This window comes from Flavobacteriales bacterium, assembly GCA_016713875.1.
Taxonomy (GTDB): domain Bacteria; phylum Bacteroidota; class Bacteroidia; order Flavobacteriales_F; family PHOS-HE28; genus PHOS-HE28.
In genome coordinates, this window is sequence record JADJOI010000003.1 from 1078501 (window position 1) to 1100061 (window position 21561).

Below are 21561 nucleotides of genomic sequence, written 5' to 3' on the forward strand. Positions count from 1 at the left end.
AGGAGCCCATCAAAGGAGTGGTCCCCAAGTACGGCATCAGCCACAACCCGGACTCCTACAGCCCGATCACCCACAACCTGTTCGAGTTCCAGGAGATCTGGAAGGACGTGAAACGGGCGCCGACGCTGAAGGCCAAGCTCATGTACATCTTCGGTCCGCCGGGATGGAGCCACGATGGCAGCAGCAAGACCAGCCGCCAATTGCAGGCTGAGCTCAAGGCGCAAGCCTCCCGACCGGCAGCCGCCTGACCGCGCACCTGCGAACGAAAAAGCCGGGCCTGTGCCCGGCTTTTCCATGTCCATGCGGTCCGCTCAGCGCTTGAACCAGCGCAGGATGCCGCCTTTTTCTCCTCCTGCTGGGGCCGGGAGCCGTTCTCGCGGCGCTCCTCCTCGGCGAAGAGCTCGCGGGTGAGCTTGTCGTAGTCGGGCTTCATGGGCTGCTCGCGGCGTTCACCAGGGCGCTGGTCGCGTTGGCGGGGCTGCTGCGGGCGGTCGCTGCGTTGGCCCTGCTGCTGGGGCCGGGGACCGCGCTGGCCCTGCTGCTGCGGACGTCCCTCGTTGCGGCGCTGGCCTTCCTGGCGCGGACGGTCGTCGCGACGCGGCTGGCGGTCGTTGCGTTGCTGCTGGGGCTTGCGGTCGCCCTGCTGCGGACGACCCTCACGGCGTTGCTGGCCCTGCGGACGGTCGCTGCGCTGGCCCTCGCGGGGCTGACGCTGGCCACGACCGGGACCGCGCGGTTGGCGCGGCTCGCGCACCTCGGGTTCGGCCTTCTTCGGTCCACCCACCATCAGGTAGGGGTGCTCGGCGACGACCGGGATGTCCCGCCGGATCAGCCGGATGATGTCGCGCAGGAAGGCCTTCTCCTCGTGGTCGCAGAAGCTGAGCGCCTTGCCCGAAGCCCCGGCCCGGCCAGTGCGACCGATGCGGTGCACGTAGGTCTCAGGAATGTTCGGGATGTCGAAGTTGATGACGTGCGTGAGCCCGTCGATGTCGATGCCGCGTGCAGCGATGTCGGTGGCCACAAGTGCGCGGAGCTTGCCTTCCTTGAAGTTCTTCAGCGCGTTCTGGCGGGCGGTCTGGCTCTTGTTCCCGTGGATGGCTTCCGCGGCGAAACCGGCCTGGGTGAGCACCTTGGCCACCTTGTTGGCCCCGTGCTTGGTGCGCGTGAAGATCAGCGCCTCGCGGATGGCCGGACCTTCCAGCAGGTGCAGGAGCAGCTTGTTCTTGTCCGTGCGGTCCACGAAGTACATGCTCTGGTCGATGGTATCCGCCGTGCTGCTCACCGGGGCCACCTCCACCTTCACCGGCTCGGTGAGGATGCTGTGGGCCAGCTTGGCGATCTCGGGCGGCATGGTGGCGCTGAAGAAGAGGGTCTGGCGCTTCTGCGGCAGCTTGGCGATCACCTTCTTCACGTCGTGGATGAAGCCCATGTCCAGCATGCGGTCGGCCTCGTCCAGGACGAAGATGTCGAGGTCGTTGAGGTGCACGTAGCCCTGCCCCATGAGGTCGAGCAGGCGGCCGGGGGTGGCGATCACGGTGTCAACCCCGCGTTGCAGCGCGTCGGTCTGGGGTTTCTGGCCCACACCGCCGAAGATCACCGTGTGGCGTTGCTTCAGGTGGCGGCCGTAGGCGGCGAAGCTCTCGCCGATCTGGATGGCCAGTTCACGCGTGGGGGTGAGGATGAGCACCTTGATGGGACGCTTGCCGCTCTGCGTACCGATGCCGCGCTCGTGAAGTTCCTGCAGGATGGGGATGGCGAAGGCGGCCGTCTTGCCGGTGCCGGTCTGCGCGCAGCCCAGCAGGTCGCGTCCCTTCACCAGGTGAGGGATGGCCTGCGCCTGGATGGGGGTGGGGTGGGTGTAGCCTTCCTCCTGAAGGGACTTGAGGATGGGCTCGATGAGCCCGAGGTCGTTGAACGTGGTCCGTTCCATGATGTGGGTCGCCTGGTCCCGGGCGATGCGGGTGTAGGTTCGGCATGCACAGGCCATTGTCCCTGTGCACACCTTGTTCAGGTGTTGTGATCGCCCCTTCGATCCGGTCCGGCGTGCAATGATCCGCTGGGAGATGGCGCCTGGACAATTCGGACGTCGGACGGGGCCGACACGGAGAGCTGGGCGCTCGGGGCATGTTCACCTTGCGGTGAACGCGGCCAAAGATACGCGAAAAGGCCAGGCATGGTTCGCGGCGTGACGGCAATGCGCCTGAACGCCCGACCACCGCATGGATGATCGGGCGTTCGCCAGGAGGTCCGGATCAGCCCTTCAGCGCCTTGTTGGCGTCGAGCATGTCCTTGATGCCGCCCACGCTGCTGAGCACGCCAGTGGCCTCGTAGGGCATGTAGATCACCTTGTTGTTCTGGCCGCTGGTCATCTCCTTCAGCGTTTCCAGGTACTTCATGGCGATGAGGTAGTTGGTGGGGTCGGCATTGCTGCCTTTAATGGACTCCGTCACCAGGCGGATGGCCTCCGCTTCACCCTGCGCACGACGGATGCGCGCCTGGGCATCACCTTCGGCCTCCAGGATCTGGCTCTGTTTCTGGCCTTCGGCCGTGGTGATCTGGCTCTGCTGGATGCCCTCGGCCTGCAGCACGGCGGCGCGCTTGCTGCCTTCCGCATCGATGATCTGGGCACGGCGGTCGCGCTCGGCACGCATCTGCTTCTCCATGGCCTCGCGGATGTCGCGCGGCGGGTTGATGTCCTGCAGTTCCACACGGTTCACCTTCACGCCCCACTTGTTGCTGGCCTCATCGAGGATGGTGCGCAACTTCATGTTGATGGTGTCGCGGCTGGTGAGGCACTCGTCCAGGTCGAGCTCACCGATCACGTTACGCAGCGTGGTCTGCGTGAGCTTCTCGATGGCCAGCGGCAGGTTCTCGATCTCGTACATGGCCTTCACGGGGTCCATCACCTGAAAGTAGAGCAGCGCGTTGATCTCGGTCATCACGTTGTCCTTGGTGATCACGTTCTGCCGCGGGAAGTCGTACACGGTCTCGCGCAGGTCGATGCGTTCCTTCTTGACGAACTGGACGAACTTGTTGCCATCGGGCAGGTCGCGGGTGAACCGGAACACGATCTCGCGCGGCTTGTCGACGATGGGGATGATGACGTTGATGCCGGCCGTGAGCGTCTTGTGGTACTTGCCGAGGCGCTCCACGACCATGGACTCGCTCTGCTGCACGATGCGCAGGCCCTTGGCCACGATGAACACCACGAAGAGGGCGAGCAGGATGAGGATGATGGTTCCGGCTGACATGATGAGGAGGTTGGTGATTGGAGGGGATCGGAAGCCGTCGGCGGCTCAGGGTTCGGCGGGGTTGACCACGAGGGTGTTGCTCTCCACGCGTACGATGTCGACGAGGTCACCGACATGCAGCGCGCGGTCGCTGGTGCACTCCGCCCGCCAGTCGTCGCCGTCGATGGCCACACGGCCCAGCCGGAGCGCCGGTTCGAAATCCTGTGTGACACGGGCACGCCGTCCGATGAGGGCGTCCACGTTGGTCCGCACGGTCTCGCCGGTCCACAGTTTCTTCATCAGCAGGGGGCGGATGGTGAAGAAGGCGATGAGGGCCACGGCGGAGAAGGTGACCAGCTGCAGCGAGGGCCCGGCACCGAGCGCGGCGGCCATGCTGCCACCGGCACAGCCGATCCCGAGGCAGAGCAGGAAGAACCCGGGTACGAAGATCTCTGCGATCAACAGGACGAGCCCGAGACCCGCCCACCAATGCCATTGAAAGAAGATGTCCATGGTCGTCGCGGTGTTGCGGTCCGAAGATAGGCGGGTGCGAAAAGTGCGCGAGCCCCTTGTCGGATGAGCGGGTGAAGAGGAGGAGGAACGGCGGGGCGGCCGTTCCACGCCCCCTATCTTGGCCGGCCATGCTCCACCGGCTGCTGGCCTCGCTGCGCACACGACAGGGGCGCGACCACGTGCTGACCTATCTGGGCGAGGGTCTGGTGTTGCTCGGCACCTTGGTGGTGTACCGGCTGGCCGCCGATGCTGGTCGCGAGGAGCTCGACCTCTACGTGGTGGTGAGGCGCACGGTGTCCTTCGCCTTCCCCTTCGTGCTGCTGGGTTCGGCCGTGGGCATCACGCGCTTCGTGGCCATGCGGGGCGATGAGGAGGAGCAGCGGCGTTACCTCACCGCCTCCCTCGGCTGGGTGATCCCGTTGGCGCTGCTGACCCTCCTGGCCGGGCTGATCTGGCGGGCCCCCTTGTCGTGGATCGTGTTCGGCTCGGGCGCGCAGGCGCATCTGGTGCCCCCTCTCGCGCTGATGGTATCGAGCGTGAGCGTCTACGGTCTGGGCTATTCGTACCTGCGGGGCCGGGGGCGACTGTTCGCGGCGAACATGGCCCAGGTGCTCGCACTGGCGGGCTCCCCGTGGATCGCGTTCCTGCTGTTCGATGACCTGGAGGCGGTCTGCTGGGCCACAGGCGTGGGTTGGGCCCTGATCGCCCTGGCCTGTATCGCGCCGCAGTTCCGGGCCGGGCTGCCGCGAGGGCTCGGCCGCGAGCGCGGCGACCTGCTCCGTTACGGCATGCCCCGGGTTCCGGGCGACATGGCCTTCGGCGCCCTGCTCACCGTGCCCGTCTACGCCGTGGCACGCACCCACGGGCTGGCCGCCAGCGGGGAGGTCGGCTTCGGGGCCACCCTGCTCAACATCACCGCCGCCCTCTTCGCCCCGATGTCCCTGGTGCTGCTGCCCGCCTCCGCCTCTCAGCTGGCCGCGGGCGACCATGCCGGCCTCAGCCGGCGGATCGGCCGCCTGTCGCGCCTCACGCTGCTGGCTTCGGTGGCCATGATGGTCGCCTTCGAAGTGGCCGCCGGCCCCATCCTGGAACTGTACCTCGGCCCCACGGCCCGGCATTATGTGGATATGAGCCGTATCGCCTTCCTCGGGGCCCTGCCGTTCGGCGTGTTCATCGGACTTCGCAGCCTGCTCGACGCGTACTACCACACCCCGCGCAACGGGATCAACCTCACCACGGCTTTTCTGCTGCTGGTGCTGGGCAGCGTGTTCCACTTCGTGGTGCCCACTCCCGCAAGCTTGATGGCGTGGATGATGGCGGGAGCGCTGGGTTACCTCGGGTGGGCCACCTGGCGTGACGTGGCCCATGTGCGTGCCGAACTGGACCGGCATGCGGCCACCACGGACAACACGCTGCGTGTGCTGGTGGTGCGCGGAGCGTCCAGCGGTCGCCATGGGCTGGAGGGCGCCGGCATCCATGTGCAGGAGCACACCGTGAAGGGCCGGTCATGGTCGCTGCGGCTCCGCGACCGTTGGCGGCTGAAACGCGAGCTCCGCGCCTTCAGGCCCGATGTCGTCCTGGTGCCTGACGCCGACGGACCCGGGCTCTTCACCGTGCTGAGCAGCGCGGTGCCCGTGGTGCTCACCTTCGGTTCCGCCCCCGAGAACGGGCTCGACCACCTGACCCAACAGGCCGCGGCCTTCTTCGGCGCGGGCATCGTGTGCACGGACGAAGCGGCCCGGGAACGCCTGTGGTGGCGCAGGGAGGAGGCGCAGGTGCTGGCGGGCGATGGGAGTCAGCGTGCTCGGTACCTGCTCACCGTGCTGCGCGGTGCGACCATCACCGGCCCGACGGGTTGAGGCGGTCCATCGGGCCCGATCCGCATCTTTGGGCCCGAACCGCGCACAGCATGCTCAAAGGCAAGACCGTCGCCGTCGTCGTTCCCTGCTACAACGAAGAGAGCCAGATCGGCTTTGTCGTCGACACGATGCCCGACTTCGTGGACCGCATCGTGGTGGTGAACGACTGCAGCCCGGACCGCACGGCCGAAGTGGTGAAGGAACTCATCGCCCGCGACCGTGCGAAAGGCGAGGGGAAGCGCATCCCGCCCTACAAGGTGGAGCGCACCCGCTGGAACGAGGCCGAGCTGGTGCTGCAGGAGGAGAGCGAGCGCGAGATGGCGCACTACGTGCCCAGCGAGGTGGTGAACGACCACCCGGAGACGGACCGCATCATCCTGATCAACAACCTGAAGAACGGCGGGGTGGGGGCCGGCATCGCCCGCGGCTATAAATGGTGCCAGGACCACGCCATCGCCTGCACGGCCGTGATGGCCGGTGACGGTCAGATGGACCCCCACGAGCTGGAGAGCATCTGCCTGCCGGTGATCGACGAAGGCATCGACTACGTGAAGGGCAACCGGCTGATCCACCGCAGCGCCTGGCTGGTGATCCCCCGCGTTCGCTTCTTCGGCAACAGTATCCTCAGCATCCTCACCAAGCTGGCCAGCGGCTACTGGCGCGTGAGCGACACGCAGACCGGCTACACGGCCATCGGACTGCGCGCCATGCAGGCCATCAAGCTGCACAGGATCTACCGCAGCTACGGCATGCCCAACGACATGCTGGTGAAGCTCAACATCGCCCAGTGCACCCTGCGCGAAGTGGAGATCAAGCCGGTGTACCGCGTGGGCGAGCAGAGCAAGATGAAGGTGATGAAGGTGATCCCCCGGGTGAGCCGCCTGCTGATCAAGAGCTTCTTCATCCGCCTGTGGCGCAAGTACCTGTTCAAGGACTTCCACCCGCTCTTCGTCTTCTACAACTACGCCTTCGCGGCGGGGCTGGTGGCGCTGCCCTACCTGTGGAAGATCGGCAAGGCCTTCATCACGGGTGCCACGGTGAACACCGAGCCCCTGATCGCCTTCCTGTTCCTGGCCACGAGCAGCTTCCAGGCGCTGATCTTCGCCATGTGGATGGACATGCAGGACAACGAACGCCTGTACCGCTAGGCCCTGAGGCCGCAGGTATCTTTGCGGCCCATGTGCGGCATCTTCGGGATCATCGCCGGGCCTGAGGCGGGGTTGGACCGCGCGTTCACCGAAGGGGTGATGCGCGAGCTGTTCGTGCTGAGCGAGTCGCGGGGGAAGGAGAGCAGCGGCATCGCCGTGCGCGACGCGGTCGGGCGCACCATCCATGTGACCAAGGACGATGTGCCCGCCACCGACCTCATCCGTTCGGCGGCCTACCGCAGCTTCCTGGAGCAGGCCCTGGCCCCGTCGTTCACCAACGGTCAACAGGAGCTGGCGTTGATCGCCCACAGCCGCCTGGTGACCAACGGCAGCCAGGAGCACAACTTCAACAACCAGCCCGTCATCAAGGACGGCATCGTCATGATCCACAACGGGATCGTGACCAACGTGGATGCCCTGTGGACGAAGTACGCCGGCAGGATCGAACGCGCGTACCAGGTGGACACCGAGGTGCTCGCCGCGCTCTTCCGCATGTTCCTCAAAGAAGGGAAGGGTCCCATGGAGGCCGTGCGCGCCGTGTTCGCCGAGATGGAGGGTGCGGCCAGCGTGGCCATCCTGTTCGAGGATGCAGCACAGGTACTGCTGGCCTCCAACACCGGTTCATTCTATACCCTCACCGACCCCAAGGGAAGCCTGGTCTTCGCCTCGGAGGCCTACATCCTGCGCACCTTCCGCGACGGGGAGTCCATGAAGGCCCGGTACGACGGGCTCGAGGCCACCTGGCTGGCCCCCTTCACCGGCAAGCTCATCGACCTGGGCAGCTTCACCATCACCGACTTCGGGCTGAAGGAGAACACGTCGGGGCCTGTCCTCAACAATTCGGAGCCCTACCGTATCAACGACCATTCGCAGGGCGGCTCGGCCTCGGCCCCGGCGATCGCCACCAGTGACGAGGGCCGGTTGCGCAGGCTGATCGAGTTCCCCGAGGAGGTGATGCGCACTATCCGGCGCTGCAGCAAGTGCCTGCTGCCCGACACCTTCCCCTACATCAGCTACGATGCGAAAGGGGTGTGCAACTACTGCCACAGCTACAATCCGAAGGGCCTGAAGGTGGACAAGCGCCCGCAGTTCGAGGAGGTGCTGAGGAAGTACCGCCGCACGGACGGCAAGCAGGACTGCATCGTGGCCTTCAGCGGCGGGCGAGACAGCAGCTACGGCCTGCACCTGCTGGTGAAGGAGCTCGGCATGACCCCGCTCACCTTCACCTACGACTGGGGGCTGGTGACCGACCTGGCGCGGCGCAACATCGCCCGCATGACCGGCAAGCTCGGGGTGGAGAACATCCTGGTGAGCGCGGACATCCGGATGAAGCGCCGCAACGTGCGGTTGAACATGGAGGCCTGGCTGAGGCAGCCGCGCCTGGGCATGATCCCGCTGTTCATGGCCGGTGACAAGCACTTCTTCGTGCACGTGAACAACATCCGGCGGCAGACGGGCATCCACTGCGACATCTGGATGGAGAACAAGTTGGAGAACACCGACTTCAAGGCGGGCTTCGCAGGCATCCGTCCCAACTTCGACAAGGAGCGGATCGACAAGCAGACCACGCTGGCCAAGCTGCAGATGCCGCTCTACTACATGCGGAACTTCGTGGCCAACCCCGGCTACCTCAACGCCAGCCTGCCGGATACCTACAGCGCGTTCAAGGCCTACTATACCGAACCGCGCGAGGTGTACCTGCTGCTCTTCGACTTCATCCCGTGGAACGAGGAAACGCTGGACCGCACGCTGAAGGACGAGTACGACTGGGAGATCTCGCCCGACACCACCAGCACCTGGCGGATCGGTGACGGCACGGCGGCCTTCTACAACTACGTGTACGGCCTGGTGGCGGGCTTCACCGAGTTCGACACCTTCCGCAGCAACCAGATCCGCGAAGGCATGATCACGCGGGAGGAGGGCCTGGCCCATGTGCTTCGCGAGAACCGCCCGCGCTTCGAGAGCATGCAGTGGTACTTCGAGACCATCGGCGTGGACATGGAGCGGGCGCTGAAGGCCATCAACGCCATCCCGCGCCTGTACCGCAAGCCCGTGGTGGCATGATGGAGGCCCTGGAGCTCGCGCTGCTCGTGCTCGTCACCAACCTCGCGAGCGGGGGCGCCGTGGCCGCCTTCCTCCTGGGCCGCAACGAACGACTGCTTTTCCCCGAGTGGCCCTTGGTGCTGGTCGGGCTCGGGCTGGGGCCCTTCCTCACCACACTGGTGCTCTACTACACGCTGGCGCTGTGGAACGGTGTCCCGGTGCTCGTTGCCTGGCTGATGCCCCTGCTCTTCTTCGCGCTGGTGGCCTGGATGGCCGGGGCGGGGAGGGGACGCCTCCTCACCCTCCTCGCCAACATCCCTGCGAGCCTGAAGGACCGGTCCCTCTGGCCTTTCCTGGCGGGCACGCTGTTCCTGCAGCTGGTCACCGTGGTGATCCTGTGGAACAAGCCCCTGGTGGACCACGATGTGCTGGAATACGGCGTGCAGGGGCGGATCTTCCTGCGCGATCGCGCGATCACCTACCAGCGCTTCCGGTTCGACGCGGTCAGCGGCTTCCACTATGTGGGTCTGCACGGCTTCTCCTTCCCGCTGCTCTTCACCTGGGAGGGGCTCTGGGGCGCGCTCCTCGGGGTCCGCAGCGATGCGTGGGTGCGAAGCATCACCATGTGGTACGCCTGGCTGTTGATCGCGTTCTGTTGGTCGTTGCTTCGCCGCATCGACCGCTGGGCCGCCGTGTTCGGAGGCATCGCGCTCACCGCGCCCATCGGCTTCCTCTTCCTCATGGCCATCTACCACTTGGACAGCCTGCGCATCATGCTCTTCACCTGCGCGATGGCCGCCTTCGTGGCCGTGCTGCGAGCGCCCTCGAAGGAGCGTGTGCTGCTGTTCGGCGCCTTGGCCGGGGCGCAGGCCTTCGTGCATTCGGTGGGCGCCATCCTCGCCGGGGTGCTGGTGGCCGTGCTGCTGTTCGCGCTGCCGATCCGGTGGGACAAGCGCGTCGGCTGGCTGGCGCAGGGCCTGGGCATGATGCTGCTTTTCGGGGCCGTCCACTACCTGGTCGACATCGTGTCGGGCACCGGGTGGATCTTCCAGGACATCATCTGGTACTAGCGATGAAGCAGCGCCACATCGACCTCCTGGCCTGGGTCCTGCTCGCAGCCTTCGTGGCCTTCAGCGTGGTGTACCACCGCGTGCTGATGCCCGTGAGCCCTCTCGACATGGACCCCGAGGAGTTCGACCGTGGCATCGGAAGCCCCCTTCTGCTCGGGTTGAACGGCCATCTCGGTGTCTTCCTCAACTTGCGTTACATGGGGCCGGCCGTGACGCTCGCCTTACCCGCTTGTGTCGTCGCCCTATGGCGATGGAGACGCCTGGAACGCTGGCAGCTCGGGTCGCTCGCCTTCGTGCTCCTTGCCGTCTCGGTGATCGGTGCGTTCGGCGGCTTCAACTACCGCTACGCCTTCAGCCTGCAGCCCGTGCTCACCGTGGCCGTTGTGGGCATCGCCTGGGCCGTGCTGTCACCCGGTGCCCGCAGGCCCTTCCTCGCGGGCTTGACCGTGGCCACCGTGCTCAACACCGCCCTTGCCCTGGAGCATCGGCAGCGGGTGCATGACGCCACGCCGGGCCACACTTCGCCGGATACCATGGAAGGCAGCCTGGAAGAGCGCCTCGACACCGGTCCCCGGGACCTGGAGGCCTGGCTGCTCGCCCAAGGGGTGCGGCCCACGGATACGGTGCTGGTGAACAACCTGCCTATCTGGTACTACGTCACCGCCCGCCCGGGCATCTACTACTGGTGCGGCAGCGACCAGCTCCTCCAGGCCCATGGCAAGCCCTTCCTGTTCCGCGACCGAAGTGATGCGCAGGTCTTCCACTACCTCTTGGACAGCCTTCACTGCCGCTATGTGTTCAGCACAGAGGAGTACGACCGATTCGCACCGCGTTACCGGGCGTTCCTGGAAGCGTGGTCGGACCGGGTGGTGGATGAGCGTGGGCACGTGCTCCATCGCCTGAGGGATACCTTGCGCCGCTGACCATGCGGCCTGTGCGGGGCAAGTTCTCCACCGACCTGATCTGGAACGCCGGCGCCTTCGGGCTCAGCGCGCTCATCGGCGTGCTGCTCAATGTGCTGATCCTGCGCACCCACGGTGCTTCCGCACTGGGCATCTACAACCAGGCCTACGCCCTGTACATCCTGCTGAGCCAGCTCGCCGTGGGCGGCGTGCACCTCGCCGTGCAGGCCTTCGTACCGCGCGACCTCCTGGCTGAACGCCGTCCGGACGTGCAGCTCACCGTGGCGCTCGCCCTGAGCACCGTGACGGCGGTGGCGGTGATGGCGCTTGCGTGGCTCATGCGCGATCTGCCCGGGCGCTGGTCGGACAGCAACGGGGTGGGGGATGCCTTTCCGCTGGTGATCCCGGGCCTGCTCTTCTTCTCCTGGAACAAGGTGCTCCTGAGCTACCACAACGGCGCCCGGCGCATGCGGTTGTTCGCCGTGTTCCAGCTGCTGCGCTTCGTGCTGATGCTGGTGGCCCTGGCTGTGCTCGTGGCCATGAAGCGTCCCGCGCACGAACTGGCCGCGCTGCTCACCCTGGCGGAGGCCGGACTGCTGATGGTGCTGCTTCCTGCAACGCTTCCGCACTGGCGCCCACAGCGCGTGACCGGGGCCCGGCAAGTGGCGCGCGAGCAGTTCCGCTTCGGCAACCGGGCGCTGGCCGGCAACTTCCTGCTGGACGTCAACACGCGGGTGGATGTGTTCCTGCTCGGCTTCTTCCTGGACGACCGTGCGGTGGGCCTGTACAGCATGGGCGCCACCGTGGCCGAAGGCGTGATGTACCTGCCCGTGCTCTTCCGCAACAACATCAACCCGGTGATCACGCGCGCCTGGCACCAGGGCGGTGCGGTGCTCCTGGGGAAGGTGGTGCGCCGCAACCGCCGCAGCTTCTTCAGGCTGCTGGCACCCCTCATCGCGCTCACCATCCCTTTGTTCCCGGCCGGCATGTGGGTGCTGGGCATGCGCGAGGAACCGCGCACCGTGTGGGCCGTGTACGCCATTCTGGTGGCCGGCGTGGCCTTGACGGCAGGCCATCAGCCCTTTCTCATGCTCTTCAGCCAGGTGGGGCGGCCCGGCACCCAGACGTTCTTCATCGCCGGCATCTTCGCGGCCAACGTGGTGCTGAACCTCGCGTTGATCCCGGTGATAGGGCTGTTGGGCTCGGCCCTGGCCACCGCACTGAGCAACGGCGCGCTGGTGTTGCTGCTGAACCACCTGGCCCGGACCCGGCTGCAGCTCCGCCCATGAACCTGCCGCCACTGCCGCCGGTACCGCGCGTCAGCGTGGTGATCCCCTGCCTGAACGAAGCGGGCCACATCGGTCGCTGCCTCGATTCCCTGGAGCGCGCGGACCGAACGGGCATGGCCTTGAGCGTGCTGGTGTGCGATGGCGGTAGCGCCGATGGCACCCGGAAGGAGATCGCCGGGCACGCCATGCGCTCCGCGGTGGTGCATCTGGTGGAGAACCCGGACCGCACCACCCCGCACGCGATGAACCGCGGCCTGTCCGCCAGACCCTTCGACGTGGCCATCCTTCTGGGCGCGCACGCCACGGTGGAACCGGACTGGCTGCAGCGCAACCTGGCCACGCTGCGCAGCGATCCGGGTGCGGGCTGCGCGGGGGGCATCATCACGAACACGTACACCGACGCCACTTCGCGCGCCATCGGAGCCGCCATGGGCCATCCGTTCGGCGTGGGCAACGCCCACTTCCGCACCGGCACCAAGGCGGGCCCGGTGGACACCGTGGCCTTCGGGGCCTACCGGCGCGAGGTCTTCGAGCAGGTCGGCACCTTCCACGAAGCGCTGGTGCGCAACCAGGACGACGAGTTCAACCACCGTGTCACCCAGGCCGGCTTCCGCATCCTGCTCGACCCCGCCATCCGCTCACATTACGCGGTACGCGCCTCCTTCGGCAAGCTCTACCGGCAATACCACCAGTATGGCTACTGGAAGGTCTTCGTGAACCGCCTGCACAGCACGGTGACCACCGGAAGGCAGTTGGTCCCTGCCGCATGGGTGGCCGGTCTGGTGCTCGGACCCGCGCTTGGCCTGGTGTGGACATGGGCGGCCTGGGCCACGATCGCCGGCGTGCTGTGCTACCTCGCCGCCGCGGCATGGAGCGCCTGGCGTGCCGCGGAGCGCGTGGTGGATGTGCCGCGCGTCCTGTACGCCTTCGCGATCCTTCACCTCGCCTATGGCCTGGGCTATTGGAAGGGCATCGTGCACTTCGTGCTGCTGGGACGCCGGCCCGGCCAACGCGCCGGACGGCTCACGCGGTAGACCGATCACCTTTGCGCGATGCGGACCATCACCGGCCATGGCGACCCTGCGGTACAGCATGCGTTCGCGCTGCTGCTGCTGCTGCTGCCGCTGGCTCCTTCGTTGGTGCCGCTGGCCGTGGTGCTGCTCGCCGTGGCGGTGATCCGCCTGCGGTGGAGATCTCCCTACGCTCCCTGGCGCCTGGAGCGGGGTGACGGTTCGCTGCCGCTGATGGCCACCTACTACATGCTGCACGTTATCGGCATGGCCTGGACCACCAACATGGCGTTCGGGGCATTCGACCTGGAGGTGAAGGCCGCCTTCCTGCTCTTCCCCGTGCTGGCCGTGGTCGTGCCCACGCGTTCGGCGGTGGACGCCCGTCCGCTGCTGACGGTCTTCGTGCTCGCGAACGCCGTGGCGGCCTTGCTGTGCCTGCTCCTCGCAGGCTGGGCCATCGCGGCCGAGCGCCTGCACCCGCAGGCCGGGGCCTCGGCGGTGGGCCTGGGCCACCTCTTCGAATCACGGTTCGCGCACTTCCTGCACCCGAGCTACATGGCGCTCTATTCGGTGTTCGCCCTGGCCACTTGGATGTTCACTGGCGCTGGGAGGCAGGCCGGCCGCTGGGGGCATGTCGTGGTGGTGCTGCCACTGACCGCGGCGGTGGTGCTCAGCAACTCGAAGATGGGCTGGATCACGCTGGTGGTGGTGCTCCTGCACGGCGCCTGGCACTTCCGTCGCGACCGGACGATGCGACGTGCGCTGGTGGGCGGGATGCTGGCCGGGGCCCTGGGCTTCGCCGCCCTGTTCGCCACGGCCCGTCCTGTCCGCCTGAAGGTGCTGCAGGCCTTCGAAGCCACCCAGGGCTTCGACCCCGCATCGGACCGCAGTTCGGACCTGCGCCGCATGACCTGGTCGGTGGGCCTGGACCTGCTGCGCGCGCATCCCATGACCGGTGTGGGAACGGGGGACATCAAGGACGAACTGCATGCCGAGAGCGCCCGCCGGGGATACGTGCATGTGGTCGACAAGCGGCTCAACGCCCATTCGCAGTTCGTGCAGAGCGGCATCGCATTGGGCTGGCCGGGGCTTGGGTCATGTGCCGCGATGCTGCTGGTGCCCCTGCTGGCGGCCGTCCGCGGACGTCGGCCGGTGGCGGCGGCCTTCGTTTACCTTGTGCTGCTGAACGCGACCGTCGAAAGCCTGCTGGAAGTGCAGGCCGGCGTGGTGTTCCTGGCCGCCTTCGCCTTCCTCTTCCACCTCACGCATGCCCCCGATCCCGTTCAGTCCGCCGCGCATCGATGACCGCACCGTGACCGCCGTGGAGGAGGCCCTCCGCAGCGGATGGATCACGACCGGCCCGCGCACCAAGGAGTTCGAGCGCAGGCTGGCCGTGTACTGCGGCGTGGAGCGCGTCATCGCGCTCAATAGCTGGACCAACGCGTGCGAACTGGTGCTGCGGTGGTACGGCATCGGCCCGGGGGACGAGGTGATCGTGCCCGCCTACACCTACTGCGCCACGGCCAACATCGTGATGCACGTGGGGGCCAAGCCGGTGCTGGTGGATGTGCTGGACGACTTCACGATCGATCCCGACGCCGTGCGCCGGGCCCTGACGCCACGCACCAAGTGCATCATCCCGGTGGACATCGGCGGCCTTCCCGCCCGCGTGCCGGAGCTGATGCGCCTGGCCGAGGAGTGCTCCCCCCTGTTCACCCCGGCGGTGAATCTGCGCGTGGCGGGCTCCAACCCGCAGATGCGCCTCGGTCGTGTGCTGGTGCTCGCCGATGCCGCGCACTCGTTCGGGGCCCGCATCGATGGCCGACCGGTCGGCGCCCAGGCCGACATCACCGGCTTCAGCTTCCATGCGGTGAAGAACCTCAGCACGGCCGAGGGCGGGGCGCTCGCGTTCAACCTGCCCGCGCCCTTCGACGCCATGGAGCTGTACCGCCACTTCAACACCATGAGCCTCCACGGCCAGAGCAAGGACGCACTGGCCAAGACACAGCCCGGCGCGTGGCGCTACGACGTGGCCTTCCCCGGCTGGAAGTGCAACATGACCGACCTGCAGGCGGCGATCGGGCTCGTGGAGCTGGAGCGGTACGACGGCGACACGCAGCCCCGCCGCGCGGCCATCTGCGACCGCTACGACAGCGCCTTCGCCGAGGATGACCGATTCATCACGCCGACGTTCCGGGACGAACGGCGGACCAGCAGCCACCACCTGTACATGCTCCGTGTGCGCCGGGCCACGGAGGCACAGCGCGATGCCATCATCACGGCCATCGCCCGGCGCGATGTGAGCGTGAACGTCCACTTCATCCCGCTTCCCTTGCTCAGCCTCTACAAGGGCCTGGGCTACCGGATGAGCGACCACCCGCGCAGCTTCGAGCTCTACAGCCGGGAGATCAGCCTGCCCGTCTACTACGACCTCACCGACGGCCAGGTGGACACCGTGGTAGCCGCAGTGAAGGACGCGGTGGCGGAAGTGCTCGGTTGATCCATGGCACTCAAGCGCACTTTTGATATCCTCTTCGCGAGCACGGCGTTGGTGCTCCTGCTGCCCCTGCTGGTGCTCTTCGCCCTGGCGGTGACCATCACCTCACCGGGCGGGGCCTTCTTCCGGCAGGTGCGCGTGGGGCGCCATGGCAGGCCGTTCCGCCTGTTGAAGTTCCGCAGCATGCGACCGGGCAGCGAGGCCCTGGGCCAGCTCACCATCGGCGGGCGCGACCCGCGGATCACCGGGGTGGGGCGGTTCCTGCGGAGCACGAAGCTGGATGAACTGCCCCAGCTCTGGAATGTGCTGAAAGGCGACATGAGCGTGGTGGGGCCGCGACCGGAAGTGCCGCGCTATGTGGCGTTGTACACGGCCGAGCAGCAGGTGGTCCTCAGCGTCCGACCCGGCATCACCGGCATGGCCAGCCTGGACTACGTGGATGAGAACGAACTGCTGGCGCGGTCCACCGATCCGGAACGGACCTACGTGGAAGAGGTGATGCCGGTGAAGCTCGCCATGGACCTGCGGTACGTGCGCGAACGGTCCTTCGCACTGGACCTTCGGATCATCGCCGCCACCCTGCGGTTGATCTTCAGGGATCGAGCCGCCTAGGCTCATCCGGCATCGGGCCGAGCAGGCGCCGCAGTCGGTCGAGCTCCTCCGCGCGCTCCGCATCCCCCTGCTTCACGTAGCTGTGGTGCAGGTTGTTCAGTTGACGCCGAACGATGTCCCGGTTGGTGCAGGGCTGATAGAAGCCTTCCTGCGGAGCGATCTGCAGCTTCATCAGGAACTCGTCGATCTCGTTGCGCCCCAGGATGTCGCCCTGGCTGAACGGGTTCACATAGAAGAGGATGTTCTGTTGAAGGCCGCTGCCACCGCCCACACTGTCCTCCTCCAGGTAGGCCAGCACGAAATGATTCGGCAGGTTCACCCCGCGCAGCGGCAGGTCCAGGTCCTCGGCCACCACCTGATAGATGATCGACAGGGAGAGGGGGGTTGCCCTTGCGGCTGTCGAGCACATCGTTGAGGTAGCTGTTCTGTGGAGCGTGGTAGTTGCGCTTGTTGCCCTTGAACCCGTGCACCTGGAAGAAGATGTGGTTGAACACGCGCACCTTCTCGAAGGCGGTGAGGTGGTCGTTCAGCTCCAGCCAGATGTCCTGACGGATGGCGGCCAGCCGGGCCTTGATGCGCTGCTCGTCCAGGTCGGCGTAGCGGTAGCGGCACACGATGAGGGCACCTTCGAGCAGGTCCTCGCAGCCGCGATCGCACCAGTCCTTCAACCGCGCCTCCACATGGTCCAGATGCAGGGTATGCAGCAGGTCCTCCACGCGCGTGCGGAACAGATCGCCCTGGTCGTCGATCTCCCAGGCCCGCTCCAGCACGGGCCGCACACGATCGCCCAGCGACACGATGCGCGACCTGACCTGTGCGTAGATGTCCTCGTCGGGATCGTCGATCAAGGTGATCAACGCCTGGATCTCGTTCTCGCTCATGCCCCCGATGGCCCTTGCCCGGCCTCGACGAAAGTACCCGGGGCCTTCAGGGGGCGCTGTGCCGGGCCGGCGTACTTTCAACCACTACGCTGTTGATCGCTCCAGCACTTCGCCCACCATGGCGCGCACGGCGGCGTGGTGGTCGCGGCTGAACTCGCGGCGGAAGCGATTGGCCACCACGGTGCACACCGTGCAGGTGCGGTGCCCGAGCAGGGCGCCCAGGCCGTAGAGCGCACTGGTCTCCATCTCGTAGTTGGCGATGCGAAGGCCTTGATGGCGGAAGGCGGTGAAGCGCTCGTTGAGCTGCTCCACCGCGGTGCCCAGCCGGACCTGCCGCCCTTGCGGACCGTAGAAGCCGCCCGCCGTGGCGGTGATGCCCGCGTGATTGCCTTCGGCCATCAGGCGCACCAGCCCGGCATCGCCAGTGGCCAGGTAGGGGCGGGGCAGGGTGGGGGGCCAGGGCACATGGGACAGGAAGGCGTTGAGGAGGCCTTCCTCCTCGGCTTCGTGCTCATGGGCATAGTAATGCAGCACGTTGTCGAGCCCGAGGCCGTGCGTGCTCACGATGCGTGCGTCGACGGGGATGTCGGGCTGCAACGATCCGCACGTGCCGAGCCGCACGATGCGCAGGCTGCGGTGCGTCGCGAGCGGAGTGCGCCGCTCCAGGTCCACGTTCACCAGGGCGTCCAGCTCGTTGAGCACGATGTCGATGTTGTCCGTGCCGATGCCGGTGGCCAGCGCGGTGATGCGCGTGCCATGGTAGACGCCCGTGTGGGAGACGAACTCACGGTTCTGGGCACGGTGCTCGATGCGCTCGAACAGGGCGCTGATGGTGGCGATGCGCCCGGGATCACCGGCCACGAGCACAAGGTCGCCCACATGCTCGGGACGAAGGCCAAGGTGGTACACCGAACCATCGGGACCGAGCACCAGCTCGCTGTCAGCCAGCGGATGCCCCGGAGGGATGAGGCGGGAGGCGCGCATGGGCGGGGATCAGTTGCCGAACACGCGCTTGAGCAGCTCGGTGGTGCGCGCCAGCGGGTTCTCACGGATCTTCCGCTCCTCGTCGGCCAGCAGGGTGAACAGCCCGCCGATGGCCTTGGTGGTGACGTAGGCGTTCAGGTCGGGGTCCACGGCCTTGCCGCCGGTGAATATCGCTGCACCGTTATAGGCGTTGGCCAGCGGGGTCCAGTAGTTCGTGAGCGCCACCTGGGCGGTGGCCTTCTCCACGATGGGACGGAAGCGGCCCGTGAGCGCCTCGGTGGTGCGCTGCCGCAGCAGGGTGGTCGCGGCGTCCGCACCGCCTTTGAGGATCGCGAAACCGTCCTCCACGCTCAGGCCCGTGATGGCGTCCACGAACACCGGAACGGCCTCCTTCACGGCGGTCTCGGCGGCTTTGTTCATGGTGCGCTCGAAGTCCTCCACCGGCTTGGTCATGCCCAGGCCGAGCAGGGTGGTGCGCACCTTCTCGGCCTCGGCGGGGAAGGGAATGCGGATGCGCGGCTCGTTCCAAAAACCACCGTCGGCGCCGGCGAGGTCCACGCTGCGCTGGCTGCCGACCTCAAGCGCCTGCTTCAGCCCCCGCACCACCTCCTCATTGCTGAGGCCCGTGCCGCTTCCCCCGCCGCCGAGGATCTGGCCCGCCGTGCCCAGGATGCCCTGAAGGTCCTGCGCACGGTTCGTCATCGGCGTGGCAAGAAGGGCCATGAAGCCCAGAGCATGCAGGTAAGTTCTCATGGTCGTGCGTCCTGGTCCAGGACGATGCGGATGCGTTCGGGGATGGGGATCGTGGTGTGGGTGAGGTAGTTGAAGCACACCATCACACTGCTGCCCTCGGCACACAAGGTCCGTGCCGTGCCTTCCAGCACATGCACAGCGTAGGCCAGCTCGAAACTCATGTTGCCCACCCGGGTGCACCAGCAATCCACCTCCACCTGGTCGCGCAGCTGCACGGGCCGCCGGTAGTCCACCTCATTGCGGCCCAGGATGAGGCCTTCCGTGGTCCAGTCGTGCTCCGGGCCGAAGAGCGGGGCCAGGTAGCTCATGCGCGCCAGCTCGAAGTAGTTGAGGTAGGTCGCGTTGTGCACATGCCTGGCCATGTCCACGTCGGCGAACCGCACCTGCACGGGGGTGGTGACCACACGAACGGCCATGATCAGGACATGGGGTTCAGGATCACCGAGAACACCACGATGCTGTTGGGGTCGCGGTCGTAGTAGAGCTTGTCCAGCGCATCCAGGACGTTCTTGGCCCTGAAATAGGAGGTCTGGAGCTGGTTCTCCCCGCGCATCGTCCACTGGATGGTGTAGGAGCTTTCGCGCTCCTTGTAGATGCGGACATAGTCCAGCATGGTCCGCAGGGCATCGAGGCGGTCGCTGCCATCGGTGCTGTGGAAGAGGAAGCTCTGGTTGTGGCGCGGATTGATGGTGATGAGGTAGAGCTTGGTGCGCCCTCCGGGCGCGGGCTCGAAGTTGAAGACCAGCCCATCAGGCCCCACGCCGATGTGTTCGGCGATCTCCTTCTGCACCTTGGCGATGTCCAGGTTCTTGTCGCGGGTCATGGTCGGGACTGGGATGAGGGCCTCAAAGGTACCCCGCCTACTGTGGCCGCGCCTCATCGAGCGCCTCGAAGACCGAGTTGCGGCTCAGGTACTCGGGGACGAGCGCCTTCATCCGTGCCACGAGCTCCTCCGGGGCGACGGTGCGCGCCGCTGCGGCGATCGACCGGATCCCGTCCAAGGTCCCGGGCGGTGGAGCGCCGTGATCGCGGCCGATGAGGATGCGCGGGTGGTGCGTGGGCTGTGTGTCCTCCTTCGCCGCCAGTAGCTCCTCGTACAGCTTCTCGCCCGGGCGCAGGCCGGTGTGCACGATGGCGATATCGCGTCCGGGCTCCTTGCCGCTCAGGCGGATCATGCGCTCCGCCAGGTCCTGGATGCGCACGGGCGCCCCCATGTCGAAGACGTACACCTCGCCGCCCTGCCCCATGGTTCCGGCCTCCAGCACCAGACGGCAGGCCTCGGGGATCGTCATGAAGTAGCGCGTCACCTCCGGATGCGTCACCGTCACCGGTCCCCCGGCGGCGATCTGGCGGCGGAACAGCGGGATCACCGAACCGCTCGAGCCGAGCACATTGCCGAAGCGCGTGGTGATGAACCGCGTGGCTGTGACCTGGGCATGCAGCGCGCGGAGGTAGAGCTCGGCCACCCGCTTGGTGGCGCCCATCACGCTGGTGGGGTTCACGGCCTTGTCCGTGCTCACCAGCACCAGGTCGCGCACCCCGTGCCGCACGCAGGCATCGGCCACGTTCAGCGTTCCGCCCACGTTGGTGCGCACCGCTTCGGCCGGCTGCAGCTCCATGAGCGGAACGTGCTTGTAGGCCGCCGCATGGAAGACCACCGCCGGCCGGTGATGCGCGATCAGCCTGTCCATGGCCTCGCGTTCGCGCACATCGCCCACCACGGCGGAGATCTCCACCTCCGGTGCGGAGCGTTCGAGCTCCACGGACAGGTCGTGCAGGGAGCTCTCGGCCTGGTCCAGCAGCACGAGGCGCTGCACCCCGAGGGTCGCGAGCTGTCGGCACAATTCGCTGCCGATGCTGCCTGCGGCCCCGGTGACCAGGACGCGCTCGCCCGCGAAGCGGGAACGCACCACGGAGTCATCCAGCCGGATGATGGGGCGGCCGAGCAGGTCCTCGATGTGCACCTCGCGGATCTGGCCCGCGCTGAGCTGCCCATTGATCCAGGCGTTCACCGGGGGAATGCTGCGCACCTGCACCCGGGCGGCCATGCAGGCGTCCACCACCTTGCGACGATGCTCCGGATCGGGGTTCATGATGGCGATGATCACCTGCTGCACCTCGCCGTCGGCCAGCAGGGTGGGCAGCCGGTCCGTATGCCACACCTCCACACCCTCCAGCCGTCGCCCGGCCTTGCGCGGGTCGTCGTCCACGAAGGCGGTCACCGCATAGCGCACCGATCCTTCACGCTCCAGGGTGCGCTTGGTGATCAGGCCCGCCTCGCCCGCCCCGTGGATCACCACGTTCACCCGCTCCTTACCGCTGCCGCGCGCCTTCAGGTAGAGCAGCTTCACCGCGATGCGGGAGGCGATCATGGCGATCAGGGTGCCCATCGTCTCGATGATGAGCACCGAGAAGGGGAGGAGGTAGCGGCCGTCCACCACCGCTTCGCGGACCAGGTTGAGCACGGCCAGCACCAGCGAGCCGGCCACGACGGTGAAGAAGATGCGGCGTGCGTCCTCGGTGCCCGTGTGGCGCACCATGCCGCGCTGGATGCCGGCCAGCAGGAACGAGCCCAGCCGCACGGCCACGTAGATCGGCATCACCGGTCCCAGCAGCTGCCATTCCAGGGTGGGCACCCGGAAGTTGAAGCGCAACTGGTAGGCGGCCACCAGGGCCGTGAGGCAGAGGCCGAGGTCCAACAGGAGGACCGCCCAGCGGGGAAAGGCCTTCGCGCGTTCCATGCGGCGTGCCGGGCCAAGGTACGGGACGA

19 protein-coding genes and 1 pseudogene are annotated in these 21561 nt (G+C 66.9%); 10 read left to right on the forward strand and 10 right to left on the reverse strand.

All coding sequences use genetic code 11. The features are described 5' to 3' along the window. Nucleotides 1-55: 55 nt before the first annotated feature. The 3 genes from IPJ87_06040 to IPJ87_06050 form a co-directional block, all read right to left on the reverse strand. The gene (locus tag IPJ87_06040; GenBank protein MBK7941419.1) at nt 56-1930 is read right to left on the reverse strand and encodes a DEAD/DEAH box helicase; all 1875 of its coding nucleotides are present in this window, start codon (nt 1928-1930) and stop codon (nt 56-58) included. A gap of 322 nt (nt 1931-2252) precedes the next feature. Then, nucleotides 2253-3251 (reverse strand): SPFH/Band 7/PHB domain protein, encoded by a 999-nt coding sequence (locus IPJ87_06045; protein ID MBK7941420.1) that lies wholly within the window; start codon nt 3249-3251, stop codon nt 2253-2255. Between the two features lie 45 nt (nt 3252-3296). Next, a complete protein-coding gene (locus IPJ87_06050) occupies nt 3297-3743 on the reverse strand; it encodes an NfeD family protein (GenBank protein ID MBK7941421.1) in 447 nt (148 codons plus the stop codon). 128 nt (nt 3744-3871) lie between these two features. On the opposite strand from IPJ87_06050, the gene IPJ87_06055 reads away from it, so the two are divergent. From IPJ87_06055 to IPJ87_06100, 10 genes are read left to right on the forward strand one after another with little or no spacing between them, the layout of a single operon-like run. Further along, nucleotides 3872-5602, forward strand: coding sequence for a hypothetical protein (locus IPJ87_06055; protein ID MBK7941422.1), 1731 nt, complete (start codon nt 3872-3874; stop codon nt 5600-5602). 50 nt (nt 5603-5652) lie between these two features. Next, on the forward strand, nt 5653-6750 hold the full coding sequence (locus IPJ87_06060; GenBank protein ID MBK7941423.1) for a glycosyltransferase family 2 protein: 1098 nt from the start codon (nt 5653-5655) through the stop codon (nt 6748-6750). A gap of 30 nt (nt 6751-6780) precedes the next feature. Further along, nucleotides 6781-8814, forward strand: coding sequence for a hypothetical protein (locus IPJ87_06065; protein MBK7941424.1), 2034 nt, complete (start codon nt 6781-6783; stop codon nt 8812-8814). Then, the gene (locus tag IPJ87_06070; protein ID MBK7941425.1) at nt 8811-9863 is read left to right on the forward strand and encodes a hypothetical protein; all 1053 of its coding nucleotides are present in this window, start codon (nt 8811-8813) and stop codon (nt 9861-9863) included. Before IPJ87_06065 ends, IPJ87_06070 begins: the two co-directional genes overlap by 4 nt. 2 nt (nt 9864-9865) lie before the next feature. Next, nucleotides 9866-10786: a hypothetical protein gene (locus IPJ87_06075; GenBank protein MBK7941426.1), complete on the forward strand. Its 921-nt coding sequence runs from the start codon at nt 9866-9868 to the stop codon at nt 10784-10786. A 2-nt stretch (nt 10787-10788) separates the two neighbouring features. After that, a complete protein-coding gene (locus IPJ87_06080) occupies nt 10789-12054 on the forward strand; it encodes an oligosaccharide flippase family protein (GenBank protein MBK7941427.1) in 1266 nt (421 codons plus the stop codon). Further along, entirely contained in the window at nt 12051-13088 is a 1038-nt protein-coding gene (locus IPJ87_06085; protein ID MBK7941428.1) for a glycosyltransferase family 2 protein, read from the forward strand. Before IPJ87_06080 ends, IPJ87_06085 begins: the two co-directional genes overlap by 4 nt. Nucleotides 13089-13106: 18 nt before the next feature. Next, the gene (locus IPJ87_06090; GenBank protein ID MBK7941429.1) at nt 13107-14369 is read left to right on the forward strand and encodes an O-antigen ligase family protein; all 1263 of its coding nucleotides are present in this window, start codon (nt 13107-13109) and stop codon (nt 14367-14369) included. Then, on the forward strand, nt 14332-15564 hold the full coding sequence (locus IPJ87_06095) for a DegT/DnrJ/EryC1/StrS family aminotransferase (GenBank protein MBK7941430.1): 1233 nt from the start codon (nt 14332-14334) through the stop codon (nt 15562-15564). Before IPJ87_06090 ends, IPJ87_06095 begins: the two co-directional genes overlap by 38 nt. Before the next feature lie 3 nt (nt 15565-15567). Next, nucleotides 15568-16173 carry a sugar transferase gene (locus IPJ87_06100; GenBank protein ID MBK7941431.1) on the forward strand — a complete coding sequence of 202 codons (606 nt, stop codon included), beginning with the start codon at nt 15568-15570 and terminating at the stop codon, nt 16171-16173. Here IPJ87_06100 and IPJ87_06105 read toward each other — a convergent pair. From IPJ87_06105 to IPJ87_06135, 7 genes and pseudogenes are all read right to left on the reverse strand, one after another. Next, nucleotides 16154-16525, reverse strand: coding sequence for a hypothetical protein (locus tag IPJ87_06105; GenBank protein MBK7941432.1), 372 nt, complete (start codon nt 16523-16525; stop codon nt 16154-16156). The genes IPJ87_06100 and IPJ87_06105 overlap by 20 nt on opposite strands. 28 nt (nt 16526-16553) lie before the next feature. Beyond that, nucleotides 16554-17054: pseudogene (locus IPJ87_06110) on the reverse strand (hypothetical protein). Between the two features lie 84 nt (nt 17055-17138). Next, nucleotides 17139-18038: a nucleoside phosphorylase gene (locus IPJ87_06115; GenBank protein ID MBK7941433.1), complete on the reverse strand. Its 900-nt coding sequence runs from the start codon at nt 18036-18038 to the stop codon at nt 17139-17141. 9 nt (nt 18039-18047) lie between these two features. Further along, a complete protein-coding gene (locus IPJ87_06120) occupies nt 18048-18791 on the reverse strand; it encodes a DUF4197 domain-containing protein (protein ID MBK7941434.1) in 744 nt (247 codons plus the stop codon). Next, nucleotides 18788-19207 carry an acyl-CoA thioesterase gene (locus IPJ87_06125; protein MBK7941435.1) on the reverse strand — a complete coding sequence of 140 codons (420 nt, stop codon included), beginning with the start codon at nt 19205-19207 and terminating at the stop codon, nt 18788-18790. The genes IPJ87_06120 and IPJ87_06125 overlap by 4 nt, the downstream gene beginning before the upstream one ends. 2 nt (nt 19208-19209) lie before the next feature. Next, on the reverse strand, nt 19210-19614 hold the full coding sequence (locus tag IPJ87_06130; GenBank protein ID MBK7941436.1) for a hypothetical protein: 405 nt from the start codon (nt 19612-19614) through the stop codon (nt 19210-19212). Between the two features lie 37 nt (nt 19615-19651). Beyond that, the gene (locus IPJ87_06135) at nt 19652-21532 is read right to left on the reverse strand and encodes a polysaccharide biosynthesis protein (protein MBK7941437.1); all 1881 of its coding nucleotides are present in this window, start codon (nt 21530-21532) and stop codon (nt 19652-19654) included. Nucleotides 21533-21561 lie beyond the last annotated feature (29 nt).

Coding starts and splice junctions, on each gene's coding strand:
- IPJ87_06085 (MBK7941428.1), top strand. CDS start 12,051: ATGAACCTGCCGCCACTGCCGCCGGTACCGCGCGTCAGCGTGGTGATC.
- IPJ87_06060 (MBK7941423.1), top strand. CDS start 5,653: ATGCTCAAAGGCAAGACCGTCGCCGTCGTCGTTCCCTGCTACAACGAA.
- IPJ87_06100 (MBK7941431.1), top strand. CDS start 15,568: ATGGCACTCAAGCGCACTTTTGATATCCTCTTCGCGAGCACGGCGTTG.
- IPJ87_06055 (MBK7941422.1), top strand. CDS start 3,872: ATGCTCCACCGGCTGCTGGCCTCGCTGCGCACACGACAGGGGCGCGAC.
- IPJ87_06045 (MBK7941420.1), bottom strand. CDS start 3,251: ATGTCAGCCGGAACCATCATCCTCATCCTGCTCGCCCTCTTCGTGGTG.
- IPJ87_06065 (MBK7941424.1), top strand. CDS start 6,781: ATGTGCGGCATCTTCGGGATCATCGCCGGGCCTGAGGCGGGGTTGGAC.
- IPJ87_06095 (MBK7941430.1), top strand. CDS start 14,332: ATGCCCCCGATCCCGTTCAGTCCGCCGCGCATCGATGACCGCACCGTG.
- IPJ87_06120 (MBK7941434.1), bottom strand. CDS start 18,791: ATGAGAACTTACCTGCATGCTCTGGGCTTCATGGCCCTTCTTGCCACG.
- IPJ87_06115 (MBK7941433.1), bottom strand. CDS start 18,038: ATGCGCGCCTCCCGCCTCATCCCTCCGGGGCATCCGCTGGCTGACAGC.
- IPJ87_06080 (MBK7941427.1), top strand. CDS start 10,789: ATGCGGCCTGTGCGGGGCAAGTTCTCCACCGACCTGATCTGGAACGCC.
- IPJ87_06090 (MBK7941429.1), top strand. CDS start 13,107: ATGCGGACCATCACCGGCCATGGCGACCCTGCGGTACAGCATGCGTTC.
- IPJ87_06125 (MBK7941435.1), bottom strand. CDS start 19,207: ATGGCCGTTCGTGTGGTCACCACCCCCGTGCAGGTGCGGTTCGCCGAC.
- IPJ87_06070 (MBK7941425.1), top strand. CDS start 8,811: ATGATGGAGGCCCTGGAGCTCGCGCTGCTCGTGCTCGTCACCAACCTC.
- IPJ87_06075 (MBK7941426.1), top strand. CDS start 9,866: ATGAAGCAGCGCCACATCGACCTCCTGGCCTGGGTCCTGCTCGCAGCC.
- IPJ87_06040 (MBK7941419.1), bottom strand. CDS start 1,930: ATGGAACGGACCACGTTCAACGACCTCGGGCTCATCGAGCCCATCCTC.
- IPJ87_06130 (MBK7941436.1), bottom strand. CDS start 19,614: ATGACCCGCGACAAGAACCTGGACATCGCCAAGGTGCAGAAGGAGATC.
- IPJ87_06050 (MBK7941421.1), bottom strand. CDS start 3,743: ATGGACATCTTCTTTCAATGGCATTGGTGGGCGGGTCTCGGGCTCGTC.
- IPJ87_06135 (MBK7941437.1), bottom strand. CDS start 21,532: ATGGAACGCGCGAAGGCCTTTCCCCGCTGGGCGGTCCTCCTGTTGGAC.